19 protein-coding genes and 1 pseudogene are annotated in these 18495 nt (G+C 53.5%); 9 read left to right on the top strand and 11 right to left on the bottom strand.

Annotated elements, in window-relative coordinates; all coding sequences use genetic code 11:
• Positions 1 to 2 precede the first annotated feature (2 nt).
• Both copD and GM30_RS17570 read left to right on the top strand, forming a co-directional pair.
• On the top strand, positions 3 to 872 hold the full coding sequence (copD, locus tag GM30_RS17565; protein WP_049849692.1) for a copper homeostasis membrane protein CopD: 870 nt from the start codon (positions 3 to 5) through the stop codon (positions 870 to 872).
• 13 nt (positions 873 to 885) lie between these two features.
• Positions 886 to 1227, top strand: a complete 342-nt coding sequence (locus tag GM30_RS17570; RefSeq protein WP_155484005.1) for a YebY family protein — start codon at positions 886 to 888, stop codon at positions 1225 to 1227.
• Positions 1228 to 1617: 390 nt separating this feature from the next.
• On the opposite strand, the pseudogene GM30_RS24805 reads toward GM30_RS17570, so the two are convergent.
• From GM30_RS24805 to GM30_RS17580, 3 genes and pseudogenes are all read right to left on the bottom strand, one after another.
• A pseudogene (locus GM30_RS24805) lies at positions 1618 to 1779 on the bottom strand (tyrosine-type recombinase/integrase); the annotation flags it as partial.
• Between the two features lie 119 nt (positions 1780 to 1898).
• Positions 1899 to 2324 (bottom strand): hypothetical protein, encoded by a 426-nt coding sequence (locus GM30_RS17575; protein WP_049849675.1) that lies wholly within the window; start codon positions 2322 to 2324, stop codon positions 1899 to 1901.
• A 2-nt stretch (positions 2325 to 2326) separates the two neighbouring features.
• The gene (locus tag GM30_RS17580) at positions 2327 to 3025 is read right to left on the bottom strand and encodes a hypothetical protein (RefSeq protein ID WP_049849676.1); all 699 of its coding nucleotides are present in this window, start codon (positions 3023 to 3025) and stop codon (positions 2327 to 2329) included.
• Positions 3026 to 3221: 196 nt separating this feature from the next.
• Here GM30_RS17580 and GM30_RS27615 point away from each other — a divergent pair, with 196 nt between their 5' ends.
• Entirely contained in the window at positions 3222 to 3344 is a 123-nt protein-coding gene (locus GM30_RS27615) for a hypothetical protein (RefSeq protein ID WP_274519067.1), read from the top strand.
• Positions 3345 to 3516: 172 nt separating this feature from the next.
• Here the strand turns inward: GM30_RS27615 and GM30_RS17585 are convergent, their stop codons facing one another.
• The gene (locus tag GM30_RS17585; protein ID WP_049849694.1) at positions 3517 to 4440 is read right to left on the bottom strand and encodes a hypothetical protein; all 924 of its coding nucleotides are present in this window, start codon (positions 4438 to 4440) and stop codon (positions 3517 to 3519) included.
• A 552-nt stretch (positions 4441 to 4992) separates the two neighbouring features.
• Between GM30_RS17585 and lpxP the strand changes: the two genes are divergently transcribed.
• Entirely contained in the window at positions 4993 to 5907 is a 915-nt protein-coding gene (gene lpxP, locus GM30_RS17590; protein ID WP_049849677.1) for a kdo(2)-lipid IV(A) palmitoleoyltransferase, read from the top strand.
• 15 nt (positions 5908 to 5922) lie between these two features.
• On the opposite strand, the gene GM30_RS26325 is transcribed toward lpxP, so the two are convergent.
• Both GM30_RS26325 and GM30_RS17595 read right to left on the bottom strand, forming a co-directional pair.
• On the bottom strand, positions 5923 to 6066 hold the full coding sequence (locus tag GM30_RS26325) for an Ecr family regulatory small membrane protein (protein WP_148097667.1): 144 nt from the start codon (positions 6064 to 6066) through the stop codon (positions 5923 to 5925).
• Between the two features lie 92 nt (positions 6067 to 6158).
• Entirely contained in the window at positions 6159 to 7103 is a 945-nt protein-coding gene (locus tag GM30_RS17595) for a VirK/YbjX family protein (protein WP_049849695.1), read from the bottom strand.
• Between the two features lie 180 nt (positions 7104 to 7283).
• On the opposite strand from GM30_RS17595, the gene pphA reads away from it, so the two are divergent.
• The gene (gene pphA / locus GM30_RS17600) at positions 7284 to 7928 is read left to right on the top strand and encodes a protein-serine/threonine phosphatase (RefSeq protein ID WP_049849678.1); all 645 of its coding nucleotides are present in this window, start codon (positions 7284 to 7286) and stop codon (positions 7926 to 7928) included.
• On the opposite strand, the gene GM30_RS17605 is transcribed toward pphA, so the two are convergent.
• The 5 genes from GM30_RS17605 to yebS all read right to left on the bottom strand — a co-directional run bounded on the left by GM30_RS17605 (position 7929) and on the right by yebS (position 13967).
• A complete protein-coding gene (locus GM30_RS17605) occupies positions 7929 to 8120 on the bottom strand; it encodes a YdfD/YebW family protein (RefSeq protein WP_049849679.1) in 192 nt (63 codons plus the stop codon). It abuts the gene before it with no gap.
• Between the two features lie 102 nt (positions 8121 to 8222).
• Entirely contained in the window at positions 8223 to 8462 is a 240-nt protein-coding gene (locus GM30_RS17610; RefSeq protein ID WP_049849680.1) for a YebV family protein, read from the bottom strand.
• A gap of 113 nt (positions 8463 to 8575) precedes the next feature.
• Positions 8576 to 10012, bottom strand: coding sequence for a 16S rRNA (cytosine(1407)-C(5))-methyltransferase RsmF (rsmF, locus tag GM30_RS17615; RefSeq protein WP_072094163.1), 1437 nt, complete (start codon positions 10010 to 10012; stop codon positions 8576 to 8578).
• An 81-nt stretch (positions 10013 to 10093) separates the two neighbouring features.
• On the bottom strand, positions 10094 to 12715 hold the full coding sequence (locus GM30_RS17620; protein ID WP_049849682.1) for a PqiB family protein: 2622 nt from the start codon (positions 12713 to 12715) through the stop codon (positions 10094 to 10096).
• Complete coding sequence (gene yebS, locus GM30_RS17625; protein ID WP_049849683.1) at positions 12684 to 13967, bottom strand: membrane integrity lipid transport subunit YebS; 1284 nt, start codon at positions 13965 to 13967, stop codon at positions 12684 to 12686. The genes GM30_RS17620 and yebS overlap by 32 nt, the downstream gene beginning before the upstream one ends.
• Before the next feature lie 145 nt (positions 13968 to 14112).
• Here yebS and GM30_RS17630 point away from each other — a divergent pair, with 145 nt between their 5' ends.
• The 4 genes from GM30_RS17630 to htpX form a co-directional block, all read left to right on the top strand.
• Positions 14113 to 14610, top strand: a complete 498-nt coding sequence (locus GM30_RS17630; RefSeq protein ID WP_049849684.1) for a GAF domain-containing protein — start codon at positions 14113 to 14115, stop codon at positions 14608 to 14610.
• A 97-nt stretch (positions 14611 to 14707) separates the two neighbouring features.
• Entirely contained in the window at positions 14708 to 15391 is a 684-nt protein-coding gene (gene proQ / locus GM30_RS17635; protein ID WP_049849685.1) for an RNA chaperone ProQ, read from the top strand.
• A 19-nt stretch (positions 15392 to 15410) separates the two neighbouring features.
• The gene (gene prc, locus GM30_RS17640; RefSeq protein ID WP_049849686.1) at positions 15411 to 17459 is read left to right on the top strand and encodes a carboxy terminal-processing peptidase; all 2049 of its coding nucleotides are present in this window, start codon (positions 15411 to 15413) and stop codon (positions 17457 to 17459) included.
• A gap of 192 nt (positions 17460 to 17651) precedes the next feature.
• Positions 17652 to 18495: protease HtpX (gene htpX, locus GM30_RS17645; protein ID WP_049849696.1), on the top strand; the 844-nt coding region annotated here is incomplete at its 3' end.

The raw sequence follows: 18495 nt of genomic DNA on the forward strand, positions 1-18495 counted from the left end.
TGATGCTGGCGTCTTTCTGGGTTGCATTGCGCTTTATCCATTTTGCCACCGTGATGGTGGCATTTGGCGGTGCGTTGTACAGCGGCTGGTGGGCACCGGACCGTTTGCGGCCATTGCTGGCGCGACGTTTTCAGCAGGTCATGCGCATCGCCCTCGCCGTGAGCGCGGTCAGCACGGCGTTGATGCTGATGGTGCAGGGCGGACTGATGGCCGGCGGCTGGGCGGACGTTTTGCTGCCTGACGTCTGGTTCGGCGTGTTGGGTACGCGCTTTGGCAACCTCTGGCTATGGCAAATCGTTCTGGCGTGGCTGTCGTTGATCATCTTCTTACTCAGACCGGAGCGCAGCATGCGGCTCATGCTGTACCTGCTGGGTTTCCAGCTGATCCTGCTGGCCGGTGTCGGACATGCCGCGATGCGGGAAGGGCTGCCCGGCGTCCTGCAGCGGTTGAATCACGCGGTGCATCTGATTTGCGCTTCCGCCTGGTTCGGCGGACTGCTGCCATTTATTTATTGTCTGCGTCTGGCGCGGGGGCAATGGCGCCAGCCTGCTATCGACACCATGATGCGTTTCTCCCGTTATGGCCATCTGGCCGTGGCGGGGGTGATCCTCACCGGTATCATCAACGCCTGGCTGATTCAGGGAACACTGATTTCTGATTCTGCCTATGGCGATATGCTGTTAGCGAAATGTGCGCTGGTGGCGCTGATGGTGGTAATCGCCCTGGTGAACAGGTATGTTCTGGTGCCACGACTTTCCACGAACGGGGGACAGGCGCAGCAGTGGTTTATCCGCACCACTCAGGCCGAAGTTGTGCTTGGTGCGCTGGTGCTACTGGCGGTCAGCCTGTTCGCGACCTGGGAACCTTTCTGATACGAACGATACGATGATGAAGAAAATTGCGCTCTCTTTACTGTTAATGGCGGCCTCCTCCGCGGCACTTGCCGCCCCGCAGGTGATTACCGTCAGCCGTTTTGAAATGGGCAAAGACAAATGGGCTTTCAACCGGGAAGAGGTGATGCTCACCTGCCGCCCGGGCAATGCGCTGTTTGTCATTAACCCCAGCACGCTGATGCAATATCCGCTCAATGACGTTGCCGAAAAGCAGGTGGCGGAAGGGAAAACCAGCGGGCAGCCGATTGATGTGATCCGGGTTGATGAACCGGGGCAGCCCGGGAAGAGAATGAGCCTGGCACCGTTTATTGAACGGGCACAAACGCTCTGCTAGTTAACAATAAATATCTGGTTGTTTTCCAATAAAAAACCGCAGGCTTTCATAATGAAAACGTGCGGTTTTTTCTTTTCCGGACCGTTTAACAGGTGCAATTTTCTGACCACTTTAGCAGCGGACTGGAAAACCTGGCACGGTCATCTATTCTTAAAGGGCAAGGCGACTTAGCCTGCATTAATGCCAACTTTTAGCGCACGGCTCTCTCCCAAGAGCCATTTCCCTGGACCGAATACAGGAATCGTATTCGGTCTCTTTTTATTTGTCTTATTTATCAATCTGTTATGATTGAAGATCCGAAAATGTCCGATATTTTTCCGAATTTCTATATTCCGGTCTTTTTCTCTTATAACACAACAAAAAGTACCTTAACATTTCTTTTACAGAAAATTAGAGCATCAAATATGCTTTCTCATCACGTTCATCAAGGTACATTTTTGTGGTGGTTTCAGAGGTGTGGCCTAACAGCTTCTGAGCGAATTCTTCTCCGTATGCATCTTTGTATAGTCTGCCTGCTAAGCTGCGAATCTCATGGAACGTTGTTGGGTTGTCGCCAGGCGAAGGCCAGCCGCGGGAACTTTGAACGAATGTTTCAATGGCTTCAATTTGATCAAACACACTTTTTTGGTTCTAACTTCACTAAGGACACTAAACCCGGCGATGTTATCTATTCAATTATTAAGCACTTTGGTTAACTCAGCGTCTCCAGTAGCAGCATTAAAATAAAGATAGAATTGGTTTCCACTCGACTGGCCGGGCTTCAACCAGATCTCCATCTCCCCAAGGCTACGTCTATCCCTGATATATCCCATTTCCTTCAGATAAACCTTCAACGGCGCAATTCCGGTTGCCCCCTTAAAGGTAATACTATTTGTAGGCTCGTAGCCATCACCGGGGTGCGACTCAAAGTAGTATTCATCAGTGATGCGAGGAGCTTGTGCAATATCTTTATTCGTCAGGGTGTGGTATTTGAAAAAGTCCTTTTCGGTGTAGGTGATTGTCTCGTTGACACCGGACGCAACGAACCAGATAAACAGCCAGCACAGAATAAGCACTGCAACAATTGTCAAGCCACCCCACTTCAAGAATTGAAGCATGATTATTTCACCCCCCTTAAAGCAAGGGATGTTCCGTCACTTGTGATGACGTTGACAATACCAGACATAAAGTCATCCCATGGGCGCAGCCACGTTAGAAAGCGAGGAAGGATAGATATATATGGCCGGTGCATTACACATGGATCATCAGGATTCGGAAATAAAATAGGATGGAATCCCCTGTTCTTGTACGAACCAACAGCTCCGTAATAATCCCACCGACGAGTAGCCGCAATATAATTCACAGGTCTGAGGTGGGCTCCATAACGTCCCGGTATGATAGCGCGATAAAACCCAAACAGATCGGATACAAGATCCTCACCACTAAAACCGCTATCTGTATACCACGAAAATGCACGTAAACTCTGCAGCCCTTCGAAACTGGATGCGGTACACATCATCATCGCCAACATGATTTTGTTAATATCTTCGGCACTTCGACCACGTTTAATTTCCCAGCGAGAGAATTTTCCCACCCCAAGCCGCGAATTGAATTTTGCGAAACTCATGTCCTGGCGATACATCACAATATAGGAAGGCATACCACTACGCTCACCAGCAATAAACTGATTCCTGAGCGCCAACACATCATTACCCCGAGCATGCCCCATATCAATCCATCCCAGCACCTCAGTGTATACAATCCCTCTATCGAGCATGTCAAATTGCGCACCATCCTTTATATCACTTCTGGTACTCATGATTTCATCTCCATATAAAACCTAATCATCCATAATACAGATGATTTTTTAACCAGTCCAAAAGTAATTGCCCGTGGCGATGTCGCGAATAGCTCCATCGGTCAGAAACTCTTCGCGACTTTGCGCATGGGCAAATCTTCCACACATAATTTCCTCCAGTTACATACTGGAAGTATAGAAACGGGAGGGGAAAAGCATGTCCGGCGGTACCGAAAATTCTCCGAAAACCTTCGAAAAAAGTGATATGTGTTTGAATGCTAAGGGCAGGAAAACACCATTATGTGCCAAAATTTATACCAAAGCCGATTTCTCGCTTTGAAATATTAAAAGAAAACCGAACTCCAGCAGCAACAAGAGTCGTATTCGGTCTCTTTTTATCTGTTTTTTATTTCAGGGATTTAGCACATCTCTCTGTATTACAATTGATGTGCTTTGTCTTTATATCATACCCAAATGCAGCACAACATTTCTTTTACAAAACTGTCATGCCATTAGCTTGCCTGCTTCTGCTTTTCCGCATCGCTCAGATAACGCACCTTACGGGTATAATCCTGTCCCTTGAAGAGCAATGGCGTATCCGGCGATTCCAGATATTTCTGCCATTCGGAAAGCGGGAAACCGCCATGCGCGCCAATCACTTCTTTCGGAATGACGGAGGGTGTTCCGCCGATTTTTTTCGATACCGGCCAGTTCGTCCAGTCGCCCAGATTGACGGTAATAAAATCCAGCAAATCCAGCGTGGCGGCTAAAGGCGGTTGATCCGTTGGCGGCTGATCGTCCGGGATCATCTCCCAGGTATCGTTAAACAGGTTGAGCCACAACGGGCACAGACGCTGGAAGGTATGATACGTTGCGGCAAGAAAGGCACTGTTGACATGATCTTCCAGTGAGGGGCGAATGGTCGAAGCATAATAGGCCGGGACCTTTTCATAACGGCCGTTTTCAAACTTCGCACCCATTCTTCCTTTTCTGAAACAGGAATAAAGGCGGTCCTCTTTAACAAGATACGCCGGGTCTCGTAATAAATTTAGATCAGAGTCAATCATTAATACGCCGGTGGAATCCGGTGTTGCCTGCAGAGGTGCCTGAATTTTCAGCATCCTGCTTTTATAGATTTGCGCGTATTTATGGTTCGGATTCGGAACGCTAATCTCTAAACGGACAACGCGCGTATTTGCAGGCAGGTCGTTAAATTTTTCGACGGGCTGATCGGTGACAATAACGATTTCTTTCGCCATGATGGCATTCAGCGAGGCAAATTTAGCGCTCAGTAACGCCTCTTCAATAAAGTCTTCACCGACGGTCGGGATGACGATACTGCTGACAGGGGTTCCTTCACGCGGCGCATCAGACGCATAAGCAATGTTGTGACGCGCGGTGATATGCCGGTATTGCTTGCTTAGCTTTTTGAACAACACTCGTCATGGCTCCTTAATTTTCATGCGGTTATGCATGATGTACAACGTTATGAAGCGCTCATTCTAGCGTAAAATAACGGTGTTTTCCCGCTTTGTTATAGCCGTGTATTTACGGAGAGGTAATGATTTAAACGTTATTAATTCAAAACATTTACTTTTTCTCCCCTGTCACTCCGTGGACGCATGTGAACCACAAATACGACAGTGCTTGTATAATCCCTGTGAACAGAGTTTTCCAGTTGTTGCCATAATGGAAATTGAAAGTTCCGAAAAAATTTGTTTTAGGACACAACTTATTCTTACGTCATATTTTCTGAAAATTACAATCGCGCTCTGTTATTTTCCCCGCAAAAGGTGCATGCTGTGCGCAGCGTAGCTACAGCCTCAGTTGCAGGTTTTTGTGTGGTCACCTCCTTGTCATGGGGACGTTGAGTTGATCAACTGGTTCACTGTCACTTGCGCTATACGTACCGCATAAAAGACAGATGAACGGACTCATTTTTTTCTTACGCGTTACCCAAATTTTTAGACGCTTACGGTAAAAATTGTATGTCCGCTGCATTTGATCGATCGCTCCTCCATCCCCGTTACTGGTTCACCTGGTTTGGTCTTGGTATTCTCTGGCTCCTCGTCCAGCTTCCTTACCCCGTACTCTCCTTCCTTGGCTCTGCAATGGGAACGGCGTCGCGTCGTTTTCTGAAACGCAGGGCGCATATTGCTGACAGAAATATCGAGCTTTGCTTTCCAGAAATGAGCCCGGTTGCGCGTGAGCGCCTGGTTGAACAGAACTTCCATTCGTTGGGCATGGGATTGATTGAGACCGGCATGGCGTGGTTCTGGAGCGACGCCCGGGTGAAAAAATGGTTCGATGTCGAGGGATACGACAATCTGACCCGCGCGCTTGGTGCCGGGAAAGGGGTGATGGTGGTTGGCATTCATTTTATGTCGCTGGAACTGGGCGGCCGCGTGATGGGGCTTTGCCGTCCGATGATGGCGACCTATCGCCAGCACAACAGTCCGCTGATGGAGTGGGTGCAGACGAAAGGGCGCCTGCGTTCCAACAAGGCGATGATTGACCGGCGTAACCTTCGCGGCCTGGTGCAGGCGCTGAAATCTGGCGAAGCCGTCTGGTTTGCGCCGGATCAGGACTACGGTCGCAAAGGCAGCGTGTTCGCGCCCTTTTTCTCGGTCCCTGACGCCGCCACGACAAACGGTACCTACGTGCTGTCGAAACTGTCCGGCTCGTCGCTGCTGACCATCACGATGGTGCGTAAACCCGGCAAACAGGGCTACCGCCTCTTTATCAGCAAGGCGATGGATGACTACCCGGTGGAAGATGAAATGGCCGCCGCGTGCTACATGAATAAAGTCATCGAACGGGAAATTTTGCGCGCGCCTGAGCAATATTTGTGGGTGCATCGCCGCTTCAAAACGCGTCCTGTGGGCGAAGCGTCGTTGTACTAAGCGGTGGTCGGGTTGTCATTCAGGCGCGACGATAGCCGGGTAGAGCCTGCTTTCGATCGCGCTGACGGCAACCCATATTGTATCGCTGAAGATAAACCAGATGCCGAAGATGAGTATCACCAGGACCAGTAGTAACAGCACAATTTCCATTTTACTCATATCTGCAACAGCCTGAACCTGAATGAAGCGTATCGGTTCATTGTGCCGCAGCAATACGACGACGGCAACAAGGGGCAGATAGCGGGAAGCGTTTACCTCATCAGCATTTCAACCTGTTCCGCCAGACTGTCCAGTAACTGGAAACGGCGGCGATATTCCGCCCGTTTTTTACTGGCAATGCTTTCCAGCGGTTTCCGTGCCATTTCCTGCGGCAAACGCCAGCGCCAGCGATTGTCTTTCACGCCTTCAACGGATGCCCAGAATTCATCATAACTGGCGTGAAAATGACGGCCTTTGCTCAGACGGTAACGGAGCGCCCGGAATACGTGCCCGTTGTCGCTAACGCCATACACTGCTGAAATACCGGTCTGGCGCGCAAACAGCCAGATAAACTCCATCAGCAGACGTTTCGGGAAAATACCATGGCAGGCGCGCGTGGCATGCTTAATGACCTCGTGCGATACGTTACGTCGCGGGCCCTGCAGGCCGCCGATCACCAGTTGCCATTCACCGTTTTGATTGACCACGCTAAAGGTCACGCTGGCGAGCAGCGTACGGCTGGCGTCATGCAGCCAGAGGGTGGTTTCCCCTTCACGTTCTGCTTTGCTGGCGCAGGAGGCGGAGAGCGTAAAGCGCGCGTCATCTTTTCCTTCAAGCTCAATCAGCGGCATTTCCTCAGGAGAGGTCAGCGCCCGGGCGAGGCGTGAACCGGCCAGGGTGTCGATAAATGCATAATGACTCACCACCGCGTCAGCGCGCTGGCGGGCGTTCATGCCGAGCGTCAGGTACTGGCGATGCGGTTTACTCGGCAGCGTCACCTGTGCTTTCAGCAGTTGTTCGAAATCGGGCCGTTGCGACAGATTATTCAGCATGCGACGCGTCGGCGTATAAAACAGCAGCGTGCGCAGTAAGAATTTGAGCCGATAGTTTCTTTTTTTCCAGATAGGCGCAGGCGTCAGTTCGCCCGTCACCAGAGCGGAAATCAGACCGGTGCGATGTGTTAAAACATGTTCTGTGTGCAGACTGTTATCAGTCACGGAAAAATACCTCATCATTATTCTGCGGTTATTTTACCGGGCGGATAATGCGGGTTTAATGCTCAGCCAGACTATATTCCCGTTCTGTTTAGATATGGTTTAGAGAAATTTACCTTTAGTGCTGACCCAACGTTGTTTTTTGTTTTTCTCTATACTTACTTTCTGCAGGAGGGGAAAAATATGTACCAGCGAATCGAGGGTAAACAATGGCGGCACATCTGGCTGGTGGGCGACCTGCACGGCTGTTATCAGCCATTACTGACAGAGCTGAAAGCGCGTAAATTTAATCCTTATCAGGACTTACTGATATCGGTGGGAGATTTAATCGATCGTGGCGCGGCGAGTTATCAGTGTCTGGCATTATTAAACGAACCCTGGTTTGCCGCCATTCGGGGAAATCACGAACAAATGGCAATGGACGCCGTGGATAACGGCGATATGTCGCTGTGGTATATGAACGGCGGCTCGTGGTTTTTAGACAGCGCCCCGGCAACGCAGGCGGACATTAAGCGTTTGTTACAGCAGTGCCATCAGCTCCCTTATATTATTGAGCTGAATTGCGAGAGCGGGCTGAATATTATCGCGCACGCTGATTATCCCTCTGCGGAGTATGTCTGGCAGAAGTCGGTGGATCCGCAACAGGTGCTGTGGAATCGCGGGCGGCTGAGCGATCATTTTGCCGGGGTTCATGCACCGATAACCGGCGCCGATCATTTCTGGTTCGGGCATACACCGCTTCAGGAGCGCTATGATGCGGGGAATCAGCACTACATTGATACCGGCGCGGTATTTGGCGGCTCGCTGACGATGGTGCAACTCCAGTAGTCAGAAGTCGCTGAAATCACTGGCCGGGCGCCAGAAACCATCAATAAAATCCTCTACCGGAAAGCAGCCACCCTGGCGCAGGCGCTGGTCCTGCATTGCAAAGACACATTGTGACTCGGTGCGAAAAACATCCACGACAATGTCTTCGCAGCCGCCGTCGAGATAGCAGACAAACAAAACCAGTGCGAACATCGCTCCCTCAAAGCAGTACACCCTGTAATAATTGTAGGAGAGGAAGCGGTGCAGGGGAAACCGGAAATAAATAACCCGCCTCAGCGACGGGTTCTTTTTGAGTCAGGCAAGACGCATGACCCAGGCATCGGATTGTTCGTCGTAATGTTTGCGGTAAAGGACGGAATGCTCGCCATTCAGAAGGGCAGGCACGCTGGTGTCGGCATCCCAGGCATCAAGCTGCATGCATAAATCCGGATCGGATTTGCAGGGAATACTTAACGTTCGCTCACCGTGCTGGTCGCCATGCAGCTCGGCGTCGTCTATCTCAAAAGCTCCGATACGTACGCTGGTTTTGCTCATCATCTTCTCCTTGAATTGCCGTGTCGTGGTACGACCAGTCTGGCCGCCCATTTCTCATCCTAGTCAACTAAGGAAAGATTACCAGTAAGAATATGCTGCTTTTTTGTGCGCCGTTACGCATTGCCTGCAAATAACTTACCATCACGCACCAGCTCACGCGGGTAGCTGTTCTTCAGCCGCGAACCAATTTTTTTCGCCAGCCCGAGCGGGAAACCCTGGAACGTAACGATAACGTCATCCGTTGTCGGCGCGTTTTCCGGGTAGACATCGCGACCGCGATACCACTCCCCGGCTTCCGGTAAGGTGAGTTCAAACCCGAGCGCGTGAGTGTCGGCCAGCGCGATAACCGCTTCATGCTGCCAGCGATACCCTTTATTATGCGTTTCCGCGAGTCGGATACCGATGCGGGAAAAACGCACTTTGCCGACTAACGGTTCGATATCGGACGGGAAAAGCCAGATCTCTTTGTCGCGCTGCCAGAGTGTTAACGCCTCATCCCATCGCAGGCCCACGGCGGCAGCGGCAGCGAAAACCGCAGACGCGTCACGACCTTTCATTGGCGTAAACGGGAATTTGCCCACCTTATACCCCGGCGCGGGCAACGGTTCGACAGACGCGGTTTTACGCAGTCGGGCAACAAAGAACCCTTCGCAGTCGAACACCTGCGGGAAGACATGCAAAAAGCCTTCGTCCGTCAGTACCTCGCGCGCCTGTGGAAACACGCCTTCCAGCGAGACGATTTCTACTGCCTGCGGATAACGGGCCAGCAGCCAGGCAATCACCGACTCGTTTTCATCGCGATTCAACGTACAGGTGGAGTAAACCAGCGTGCCGCCGGGGCGCAGCGCATGAAAAGCGCTGTCGATCAGTTCCTGTTGGGTAGCGGCAATCTCCAGGTTACTGGCGATGGACCAGTTCTTCAACGCGTCGGGATCTTTACGCACCACGCCTTCGCCGGAGCAGGGTGCATCGAGCAAAATCGCGTCAAACACTTCCGGCAGCGCGGCGCCAAAAACGCGACCGTCGAAATGGGTTAACGCCACGTTGCTGATGCCGCAGCGGCTGATATTGGCATGCAGTACTTTGACCCGGCTGGCAGAAAATTCATTCGCCAGAATCGCGCCGTGGTTACCCATGCGGGCGGCGATCTGAGTGGTTTTGGAGCCCGGCGCGGCAGCGACATCCATCACCCGCTGCGGTTGATTGCCGTCGGCAAACAGCGCGGCGACCGGCAGCATCGAGCTGGCTTCCTGAATGTAAAACAGCCCGCTGAGGTGTTCCGCAGTGCTGCCCAGCGGCAGGGCGTCTTCGTCTTCCCGGTCGATCCAGAAGCCTTCCTCACACCACGGCACTGGTGTTAACTGCCAGCCGTAAGGGGCGACGAGGGTCAGGAAATCGGCGACGCTGATTTTCAGCGTATTAACGCGGATGCTGCGACGCAGAGGGCGATGACAGGCGGCAATAAAATCATCGAGGGACAGCGACGCGGGCATGGCAACCCGCATCTGTGCCAGAAAGTCATCGGGAAGGTAAACGGAGTTTTGAGCCACTGAGCGCACCACCAGGAAAAAACGGGTGCGCAGTTTAGCATGAACGCCCCGGTGGAGGACACCGGAGCGTTGCGTTTTCGCTTAGCGCGGCAGGGCGGTGCCCCATTCGCGCCACTCTTTCGGTTCAGCTTCGAGTAGCAGGAAGTGCTTGCCCGTCTGCGCTTTCGGCGCCAGCGGAATGCCCGGCGGCGTCGCGAAGGCAATACCACCGCGAATGAACTGGTTGAAGGTGCCGGTTTTCACCACGCCGCCCACCAGACCGAAGTCCAGACTGTAGCCCGATGCCTGCCAGAACACCGAGTTGTTACGCACCAAATGCTGGTAACGCTGGCTGATGCGTAGCTCAATCATCACCCGATCGGACAGCGAACCCAGACGCAGCGCGGTCACTGTGCCAACTTCGATACCACGGAACAGTACCGGCGTGCCGATGTTCAGGGCACCGGCGTCCGGCGCTTCCACCACAATGCTCAGGCCGTCAAGATAGCGGGAGTCGGTAATGGTCGCTTCCTGAATTTCAAAATCACGACGCGGATTACCGCGACCCGGCTCGACGTTGACATACGGCTGCAGCAGCGTATCCAGATGCTCAACCCCCGCAGCGGAAATTTGCGGGGTGATGATCGAGAATCGCGTGCCACCACGGGCGAAGGTATTGACGTACTCCGGGTAGAGCACTGCTTTCGCCTGCACTTCATTGCGAGCGGTGATAAGCTCCAGCGACTGGATCTGACCAATGTCGATCCCCAGATAGCGAATCGGCATCCCTTCCGCCAGTTTTCCGGCATCAAAGGCGTGCAGAGTGATCTGCCCGCCCACCGCGCGCGCGGCGGTTTCGGTCGGGTAGAGCGGTCGTTTGTCGCCTTTTCTGATCCCGGCGCCGGCACCGCTCAGGTTATCAAAGCTAATGGCTCCCTTGAGCGCACGTGACAGCGGCGAGGCCTGCACGGTCAGGCCGCTGCCATTGAGCTGCACTTTCGCGCCGCCTTCGGCCCAGAATACGCTGTTGCTGGTGAGCAGATTGCGGTACTCCGGCTTGATGTGCAGATCGATATCAAAAGCGTTGGCGCGCGGGCGCACGGTGATCACTTCACCGACCTGGAATTTGCGGTACAGCACCACTGAGCCTGCCTGCACGTCCGGCAGGGTGTCTGCGGTCAGGGAAAGGGTGGTGGTCGGCAGATCGCCGAGGCTGTTCTCAATCGCTTTTTCAATGTTAGCAAACAGCGGATAGCTGGTTTTCAGCGCGCCTTTATCACCGGGCAGCACGCGGATACCGCCGCTGACCCATTCGCTGGCGCTGGCACCTAAAAACTCCACGCCATCCAGCCCGACTTTGACATCAACGCGGCTGTTGACCACAAATTTACTATCGCCTGGCACCAGTTCGCGATACTGCGGTTCAATCGCCACCGCAAAGGTAACGCCCTTCGCCGTCAGCGTCCGCTCGACGACCTGACCGATCTGAATGCCGTGCAGAATGATCGGCTGCCCGGCGTCGATACCGTAGCTTTCCGGGGCGGTTAGCGTCAGCGTGGCGATGTTCGGGGTTTGTAACAGCGTTTTATTGGCGGGCAACACCGCAAAGTGATTACGCGCCGCGCCTTCGCCAGGCACCAGTTCAAAGGTGCTACCGGTGAGCAGAGAGCTGACGTTGACGTTTGTCAATGACAGCTTCGGATTGCGCAGTTCGATGCGGGTATTTTCGCGCAACAGGTTGACCACGCTCGGGTCAACGGTCATCTCGCCGGTCACCGCGCCGCCCGGGTTGAGGTCGAGCTTAGTGAGTTGCCCGACCTGCAGCCCCTGGTACATCAGCGGTGTGGAGCCTGCGCTGAGCCCGTTACCGTCAGGCAAATCGAGCTTCACAATCACTCCGCGCTGGCTGTGCGCCAGGTCGGCATACAGACCAAATTCATCGTTCTGTCTGGCGGCGGCGGAGTCATCAGGCGAGTCAAAGGCAATCGCGCCATTGACCAGCGCCGCCAGGCTCTCAAGTTCGAGTTTCGCGCCGCTGAAATCGACATCTGCCTTCACGCCGGAGACGTTCCAGAAACGGCTGCCTTTTTTCACCAGACTGGTGAAACGGCGGTCGATCAGCACGTCAATGGTGACGCCCTGTTTATTCGGGTTGATGGTGTAATCGTAAACCCGACCGACCGGAATTTTGCGGAAGTAAACCAGCGAGCCGCTGTTGAGTGAGCCCAGATCCGGCGCATGCAGATGGATCATCAGTTCGCCGTTGTTAATGCGGTATTTTGGCTGCGTATCAAGCGCCACGAAGTGATCTTCCTGCTCGCCTTTACCGGGCATCATGCCGATATAGTTACCACCGACCAGCGCATCAAGGCCGGAAACGCCTGCCAGCGACGCTTTCGGCGTGACCAGCCAGAACTGCGTCTCTTTGCGTATGTCGCTCTTGATGCTGGCGCGGACCTCGATTTTGTTGAGATCTTTGCTGAGGTTGATGTTCTGCACCGTACCGACTTCCACGCCCTGATAGCGAATTGGCGTGCGGCCGGGGACGATGCCGTCCGCAGTGATAAAGTCGATGGTTATTGTGTTGCCGCGATCTTCATAGCTGCTCCAGATAAGCCAACCGGCAATCATCAACGCGATGACCGGTAACAGCCAGAAAGGCGAAATGCGACGTTTTGTTTTAATTCGCGCTTCAGTCGGCGAAGCGGGCGTTTCCTGACTCATGTGCATCCCAAAGTAAGCGGCTGTCCAGCCATTCAACTGCAAGAATAGTCAATATTACCGCCGAGCCGAAATAAAACGCAGCGGGACCCATAGTAAAAGAAAGGAGCTGGTCGCGATTAATCAACGACATCATGAGCGAAATAACGAACAGATCAAGCATTGACCAGCGGCCAATCCAGGTAACGAAGCGCAGCAGCAAAATGCGGGTGCGCAGCCCCTGTTCGCATTTGAAGTGAATGCTGATCAGTAGCGTAATCAGCACGATCACCTTGGTGAACGGCACCAGAATACTGGCGAAAAAGACCACGGCCGCTACCGCGATGTTGCTGTGGCCCAGCGAGATTATCCCGGAGAGGATCGTATCCTCCTGGCGTGCGCCGTTCACGTAAATAACAGATATCGGCAGCATGTTGGCAGGGATGAGCAGAATCAGCGACGCAATCAGTGCCGCCCAGCTTTTTTGCAGGCTGTTTTTGCGGCGGAAAGGGAGCGGCGTGTGGCAACGGCGGCAGCGGCCTCGCACGTCAGGCAGCCCGGTGTAGTGACAATCAAGACAGACCTGCAACGCCGTATGGTAGCGGGTGGCGGGGCGCTGCGGGTAGAAACGCTCCCAGAGTTGCTCGACATTGAGGTGAATCATTGTCAGCAGGCTCAGGATCACGAGACTGATGAAGGCAACAAGTCCGGGGCCGGGCTGCAGGAAGGCGTAATCCTGAACTTTAATGGAGGCTACCGCGATGCCGACCAGGTAAATGTCCAGCATCACCCACTCTTTGAGTTTCTCCAGCATCAACAGCACCGGACGCAGATTCATCCCTAAGACGTTACCCAGCCACAGGTATGCTATCGAGACGACCAGCACCACTGGTGCGCCGACGGTGCAGAAAAAAACCATCGACGCGGTTATTGGGTCGCCCTGACGAGTCATCTGCCAGATACCCTGCAATACATTGGCATCAATACGGGTGCCGAGCAGATGCAGGCGCAGCAACGGCTCCTGCCACGCAAATGGCATCAAAAGTATCATTGCAATCGCCATGGCGCCTAAACGCGCTAATGACCAGTCGCGCCCGTCGCGAATTTTAGCATTACACTGAGGACAGTAGGCGCTCTGATGTGATTTCATCAGCGGTAGCGAAAACAGCGTGTCGCATTCCGGGCAGCGCTGAAAATGGGCACGGGGCAGCGGTTCACTGACAGAGTGAACGACGATCTTAGTGTCCGGCGAAATGTGAGGTGATTTCAGTGCCATTTATCACGTACGAAGATGGATGTGTAAGACTATCTTAACTCATGAATGGATTCATCTTGAGCCCGGGCGCATTTAATGTTTATTTTATAGGGCTATGCCCCGGCACACTACCGGGATCGAAGTAAGGCAACCAAGTGATTATAAAATGACCAAAACAGAATTTTACGCGGATTTGAACCGCGATTTTCAGGCGTTGATGGCAGGTGAAACCAGCTTCCTGGCGATGATCTCTAACCTGAGCGCGTTGCTGTATGAACGTCTGGATGAGGTCAACTGGGCCGGTTTTTACTTACTGGACGGCGACACGCTGGTGCTCGGGCCGTTTCAGGGTAAAATCGCCTGCGTGCGTATTCCCGTTGGACGTGGTGTCTGCGGTACGGCGGTGGCGCAACATCGCGTTCAGCGCGTGGCCGATGTGCACGCGTTCGACGGCCACATCGCGTGTGACGCGGCAAGTAATGCCGAAATCGTACTGCCCATTAGCGTAAAAAATCAGATTATTGGTGTACTGGATATCGACAGTATCGCCTTCTCCCGCTTCACCGAAGAGGATGAGCAGGGGCTGCGTGAACTGGTCGGGCATCTCGAAACGTTGCTTGAGGCGACCGATTATCAAAAATTCTTTGCGCCCGTCGCAGGATAATCAACGGATAACGTAGCAATTAACGATGGCGTCATTATAATGACGCCTGTTCATGCCTGCGGCTTGTTGGCTACGTCCGTTGTAATCAGGAAATTTCATGGAAAATCAACCTAAGTTGAATAGCAGTAAAGAAGTTATCGCTTATCTGGCCGAACGTTTTCCGCACTGCTTTAGTGCCGAAGGCGAAGCGCGCCCCCTGAAAATTGGTATTTTTCAGGATCTTGTTGAGCGTGTTGAGGGTGATATGAACCTCAGCAAAACCCAACTTCGTTCCGCATTACGTCTTTATACTTCGAGCTGGCGTTACCTGTACGGTATCAAGCCGGGCGCGACCCGTGTCGATCTTGACGGTAACCCGTGTGGGGAACTGGACGAGCAGCACGTGTCTCACGCTCGCCAGCAGCTTGAAGAAGCCAAAGCGCGTGTTCAGGCACAGCGTGCAGAACAGCAGGCGAAAAAACGCGAAGCCGCTGCGGCAGCGGGTCAGGAAGAGGCGCCGCGTCGTGAGCGTAAACCGCGCCCTACGGTTCGTCGTAAAGAAGAGGGCGATCGCAAACCTCGCGCGGCTAAGCCAGCAGCAAAAGCCCCTCGCGCACCCCGTGAAGAGCGTCTGACTCCGGTATCCGATCTGTCCGCGCTGTCGGTGGGGCAAGCGCTGAAGGTGAAAGCAGGCAACAACGCAATGGACGCCACTGTACTGGAGATCACCAAAGATGGCGTTCGTGTACAGCTGACTTCTGGTATGTCAATGATTGTACGCGCAGAACACCTCGTGTTCTGAGACGGAGGCCGGGCCAGGCATGAACAACTTTTTTAAGGTCACCGCGCTCGCAGGTCTGTTGGCATTAACAGGCCACGCGTTCGCTGTGGACGACATCACGCGTGTTGATCAAATTCCTGTTTTGAAGGAAGAAGCGCAGCACGCGACGGTGAGCGAGCGTGTCACCTCGCGTTTCACCCGTTCGCACTACCGCCAGTTCGATCTCGATCAGGCGTTTTCCGCGAAAATTTTTGATCGCTATCTGAACCTGCTGGATTTCAGCCATAACGTGCTGCTCGCCAGCGACGTTGACCAGTTCACCGCCCGCCGAAAAGACGTCGGTGAAGAGCTGAAAACGGGCAAACTCGATGTGTTCTACGATCTCTATAATCTGGCGCAGAAGCGCCGTTTCGAGCGTTATCAGTACGCGCTGAAAGTGCTCGAGCAACCGATGGATTTCACCGGCAACGACACCTTCAACCTGGACCGCAGCAAAGCGCCGTGGCCGAAAGACGTCGCCGAGCTGAACGCGCTGTGGGACGGCAAGGTGAAGTATGACGAACTGAGCCTGAAGCTGACCGGGAAAGATGAAAAAGAGATCCGCGAAACGCTGACCCGCCGTTACAAATTCGCCATTCGCCGTCTGGTGCAGACGAACAGCGAAGATGTTTTCTCGCTGGCGATGACCGCTTTTGCGCATGAAATCGACCCGCATACCAACTATTTGTCGCCACGCAATACCGAACAGTTCAACACCGAAATGAGCCTTTCTCTGGAAGGGATCGGTGCGGTTCTGCAAATGGATGACGACTACACGGTGATCAATTCACTCGTTGCGGGTGGCCCGGCGGCGAAAAGTAAAGCGATCAGCGTCGGTGACCGTATTGTTGGCGTTGGCCAGACCGGTAAAGGGATGGTTGACGTGATTGGCTGGCGCCTGGATGACGTCGTGGCGCTGATCAAAGGCCCGAAGGGCAGTAAAGTGCGCCTGGAAGTACTGCCAGCCGGTAAAGGTACCAAAACCCGCATTGTGACGCTGACGCGTGAGCGTATTCGCCTTGAAGATCGCGCGGTGAAAATGTCGGTGAAAACCGTCGGCAGCCAGAAAGTCGGTGTGCTGGATATTCCGGGCTTCTACGTTGGCCTGACCGATGACGTGAAAGTGCAACTGCAGAAGCTGGAAAAACAAAACGTCAGCAGCGTGATTATTGATCTGCGCAGTAACGGCGGCGGCGCGCTGACCGAAGCGGTTTCGCTTTCCGGTCTGTTCTTCCCGTCCGGCCCGGTGGTGCAGGTACGTGATAACAACGGTAAAGTGCGCGAAGACAGCGATACTGACGGCATGGTGTACTACAAGGGCCCGTTGGTGGTGCTGGTTGACCGCTTTAGCGCCTCCGCTTCGGAAATCTTTGCTGCGGCGATGCAGGACTACGGCCGTGCGCTGATCGTCGGCGAGCCGACCTTTGGTAAAGGCACGGTACAGCAGTACCGCTCGCTGAACCGCATTTACGATCAGATGCTGCGTCCAGAATGGCCTGCGCTGGGCTCCGTTCAGTACACCATTCAGAAGTTCTACCGCATCAATGGCGGCAGCACGCAGCGTAAAGGCGTGACGCCTGATATCCTGATGCCGACCGGCAATGAAGAAACGGAAACCGGCGAGAAGTTTGAAGACAACGCGTTACCCTGGGACAGCATCAATGCTGCTACCTTTGTCAAAACGGGCGATATGACACCGTTTGGACCGGAGTTACTGAAGCAGCATGAGGAACGCATCGCCAAAGATCCTGAATTCCAGTACATCATGAAAGACATCGCGCGCTTTAACGCGATGAAAGCGAAACGCAATATCGTCTCTCTTAATTACGCACAGCGTGAAAAAGAGAACGAAGAAGATGATGCGACGCGTCTGGCGCGGATTAACGATCGCTTCAAGCGTGAAGGGAAGCCGCCGCTGAAAAAACTGGACGATCTGCCGAAGGATTATCAGGAACCCGATCCGTATCTGGACGAAACCGTTCATATTGCGCTCGATCTGGCAAAACTGGAAAAAGAGCGTCCCGCAGAACAACCTGCACCAACCAAATAAAACCTCAACAGGCACAAGCAATTGTGCCTGTTTTTTTCCCCTTCTTTTTACACGTAAACAACATACTACAAAATGTAAAGTTGTGTTTTTCTCGTGACTTAGCGCCCGCCAATGCTTGAAAATACGCGTAATACCCATACGATGTGGGTAATCGCATAGTGCGTGTTGTTATAACGAGGTTAAGAGAAAATTATGATGCGAATCGCGCTCTTCCTGTTGACCAACCTGGCCGTGATGGTGGTGTTCGGGCTGGTGTTAAGTCTGACAGGAATTCGATCGAGCAGCATGACAGGGCTGTTAATCATGGCTCTGCTTTTTGGTTTTGGCGGTTCCATCGTTTCGCTGATGATGTCGAAATGGATGGCGCTGAAATCCGTCGGAGGGGAAGTCATTGAGCAGCCTCGTAACGAAACTGAACGCTGGCTGATGAACACCGTCGCTCAGCAGGCGCGTCAGGCCGGCATCGGCATGCCGCAGGTGGCAATTTATCACGCGCCGGACATCAACGCGTTCGCCACCGGTGCCCGTCGTGACGCCTCTCTGGTGGCGGTCAGCACTGGCCTGTTGCAAAACATGAGCCGTGATGAGGCGGAAGCGGTTATCGCGCATGAAATCAGCCACGTGGCCAACGGCGACATGGTCACCATGACCCTGATTCAAGGCGTGGTGAACACCTTCGTGATCTTCATCTCTCGCGTCATCGCGCAGATTGCGGCCGGGTTCCTCGGCGGCAACCGTGACGAGGGTGAAGAGAGCAACGGCAACCCGCTGATCTACTTTGCGGTAGCGACCGTGCTGGAGCTGGTGTTTGGTATTCTGGCGAGCATCATCACCATGTGGTTCTCCCGCTATCGCGAGTTCCACGCAGATGCCGGTTCAGCGAAACTGGTCGGCCGCGAGAAGATGATTGCTGCGCTCCAGCGTCTGAAAACCAGCTATGAGCCACAGGAAGCCAGCAGTATGATGGCGTTCTGCATCAACGGTAAATCGAAGTCGCTGAGTGAGCTTTTCATGACGCACCCGCCGCTGGACAAGC

This window comes from Trabulsiella odontotermitis (genome assembly GCF_001188485.1).
GTDB lineage: Bacteria > Pseudomonadota > Gammaproteobacteria > Enterobacterales > Enterobacteriaceae > Trabulsiella > Trabulsiella odontotermitis_A.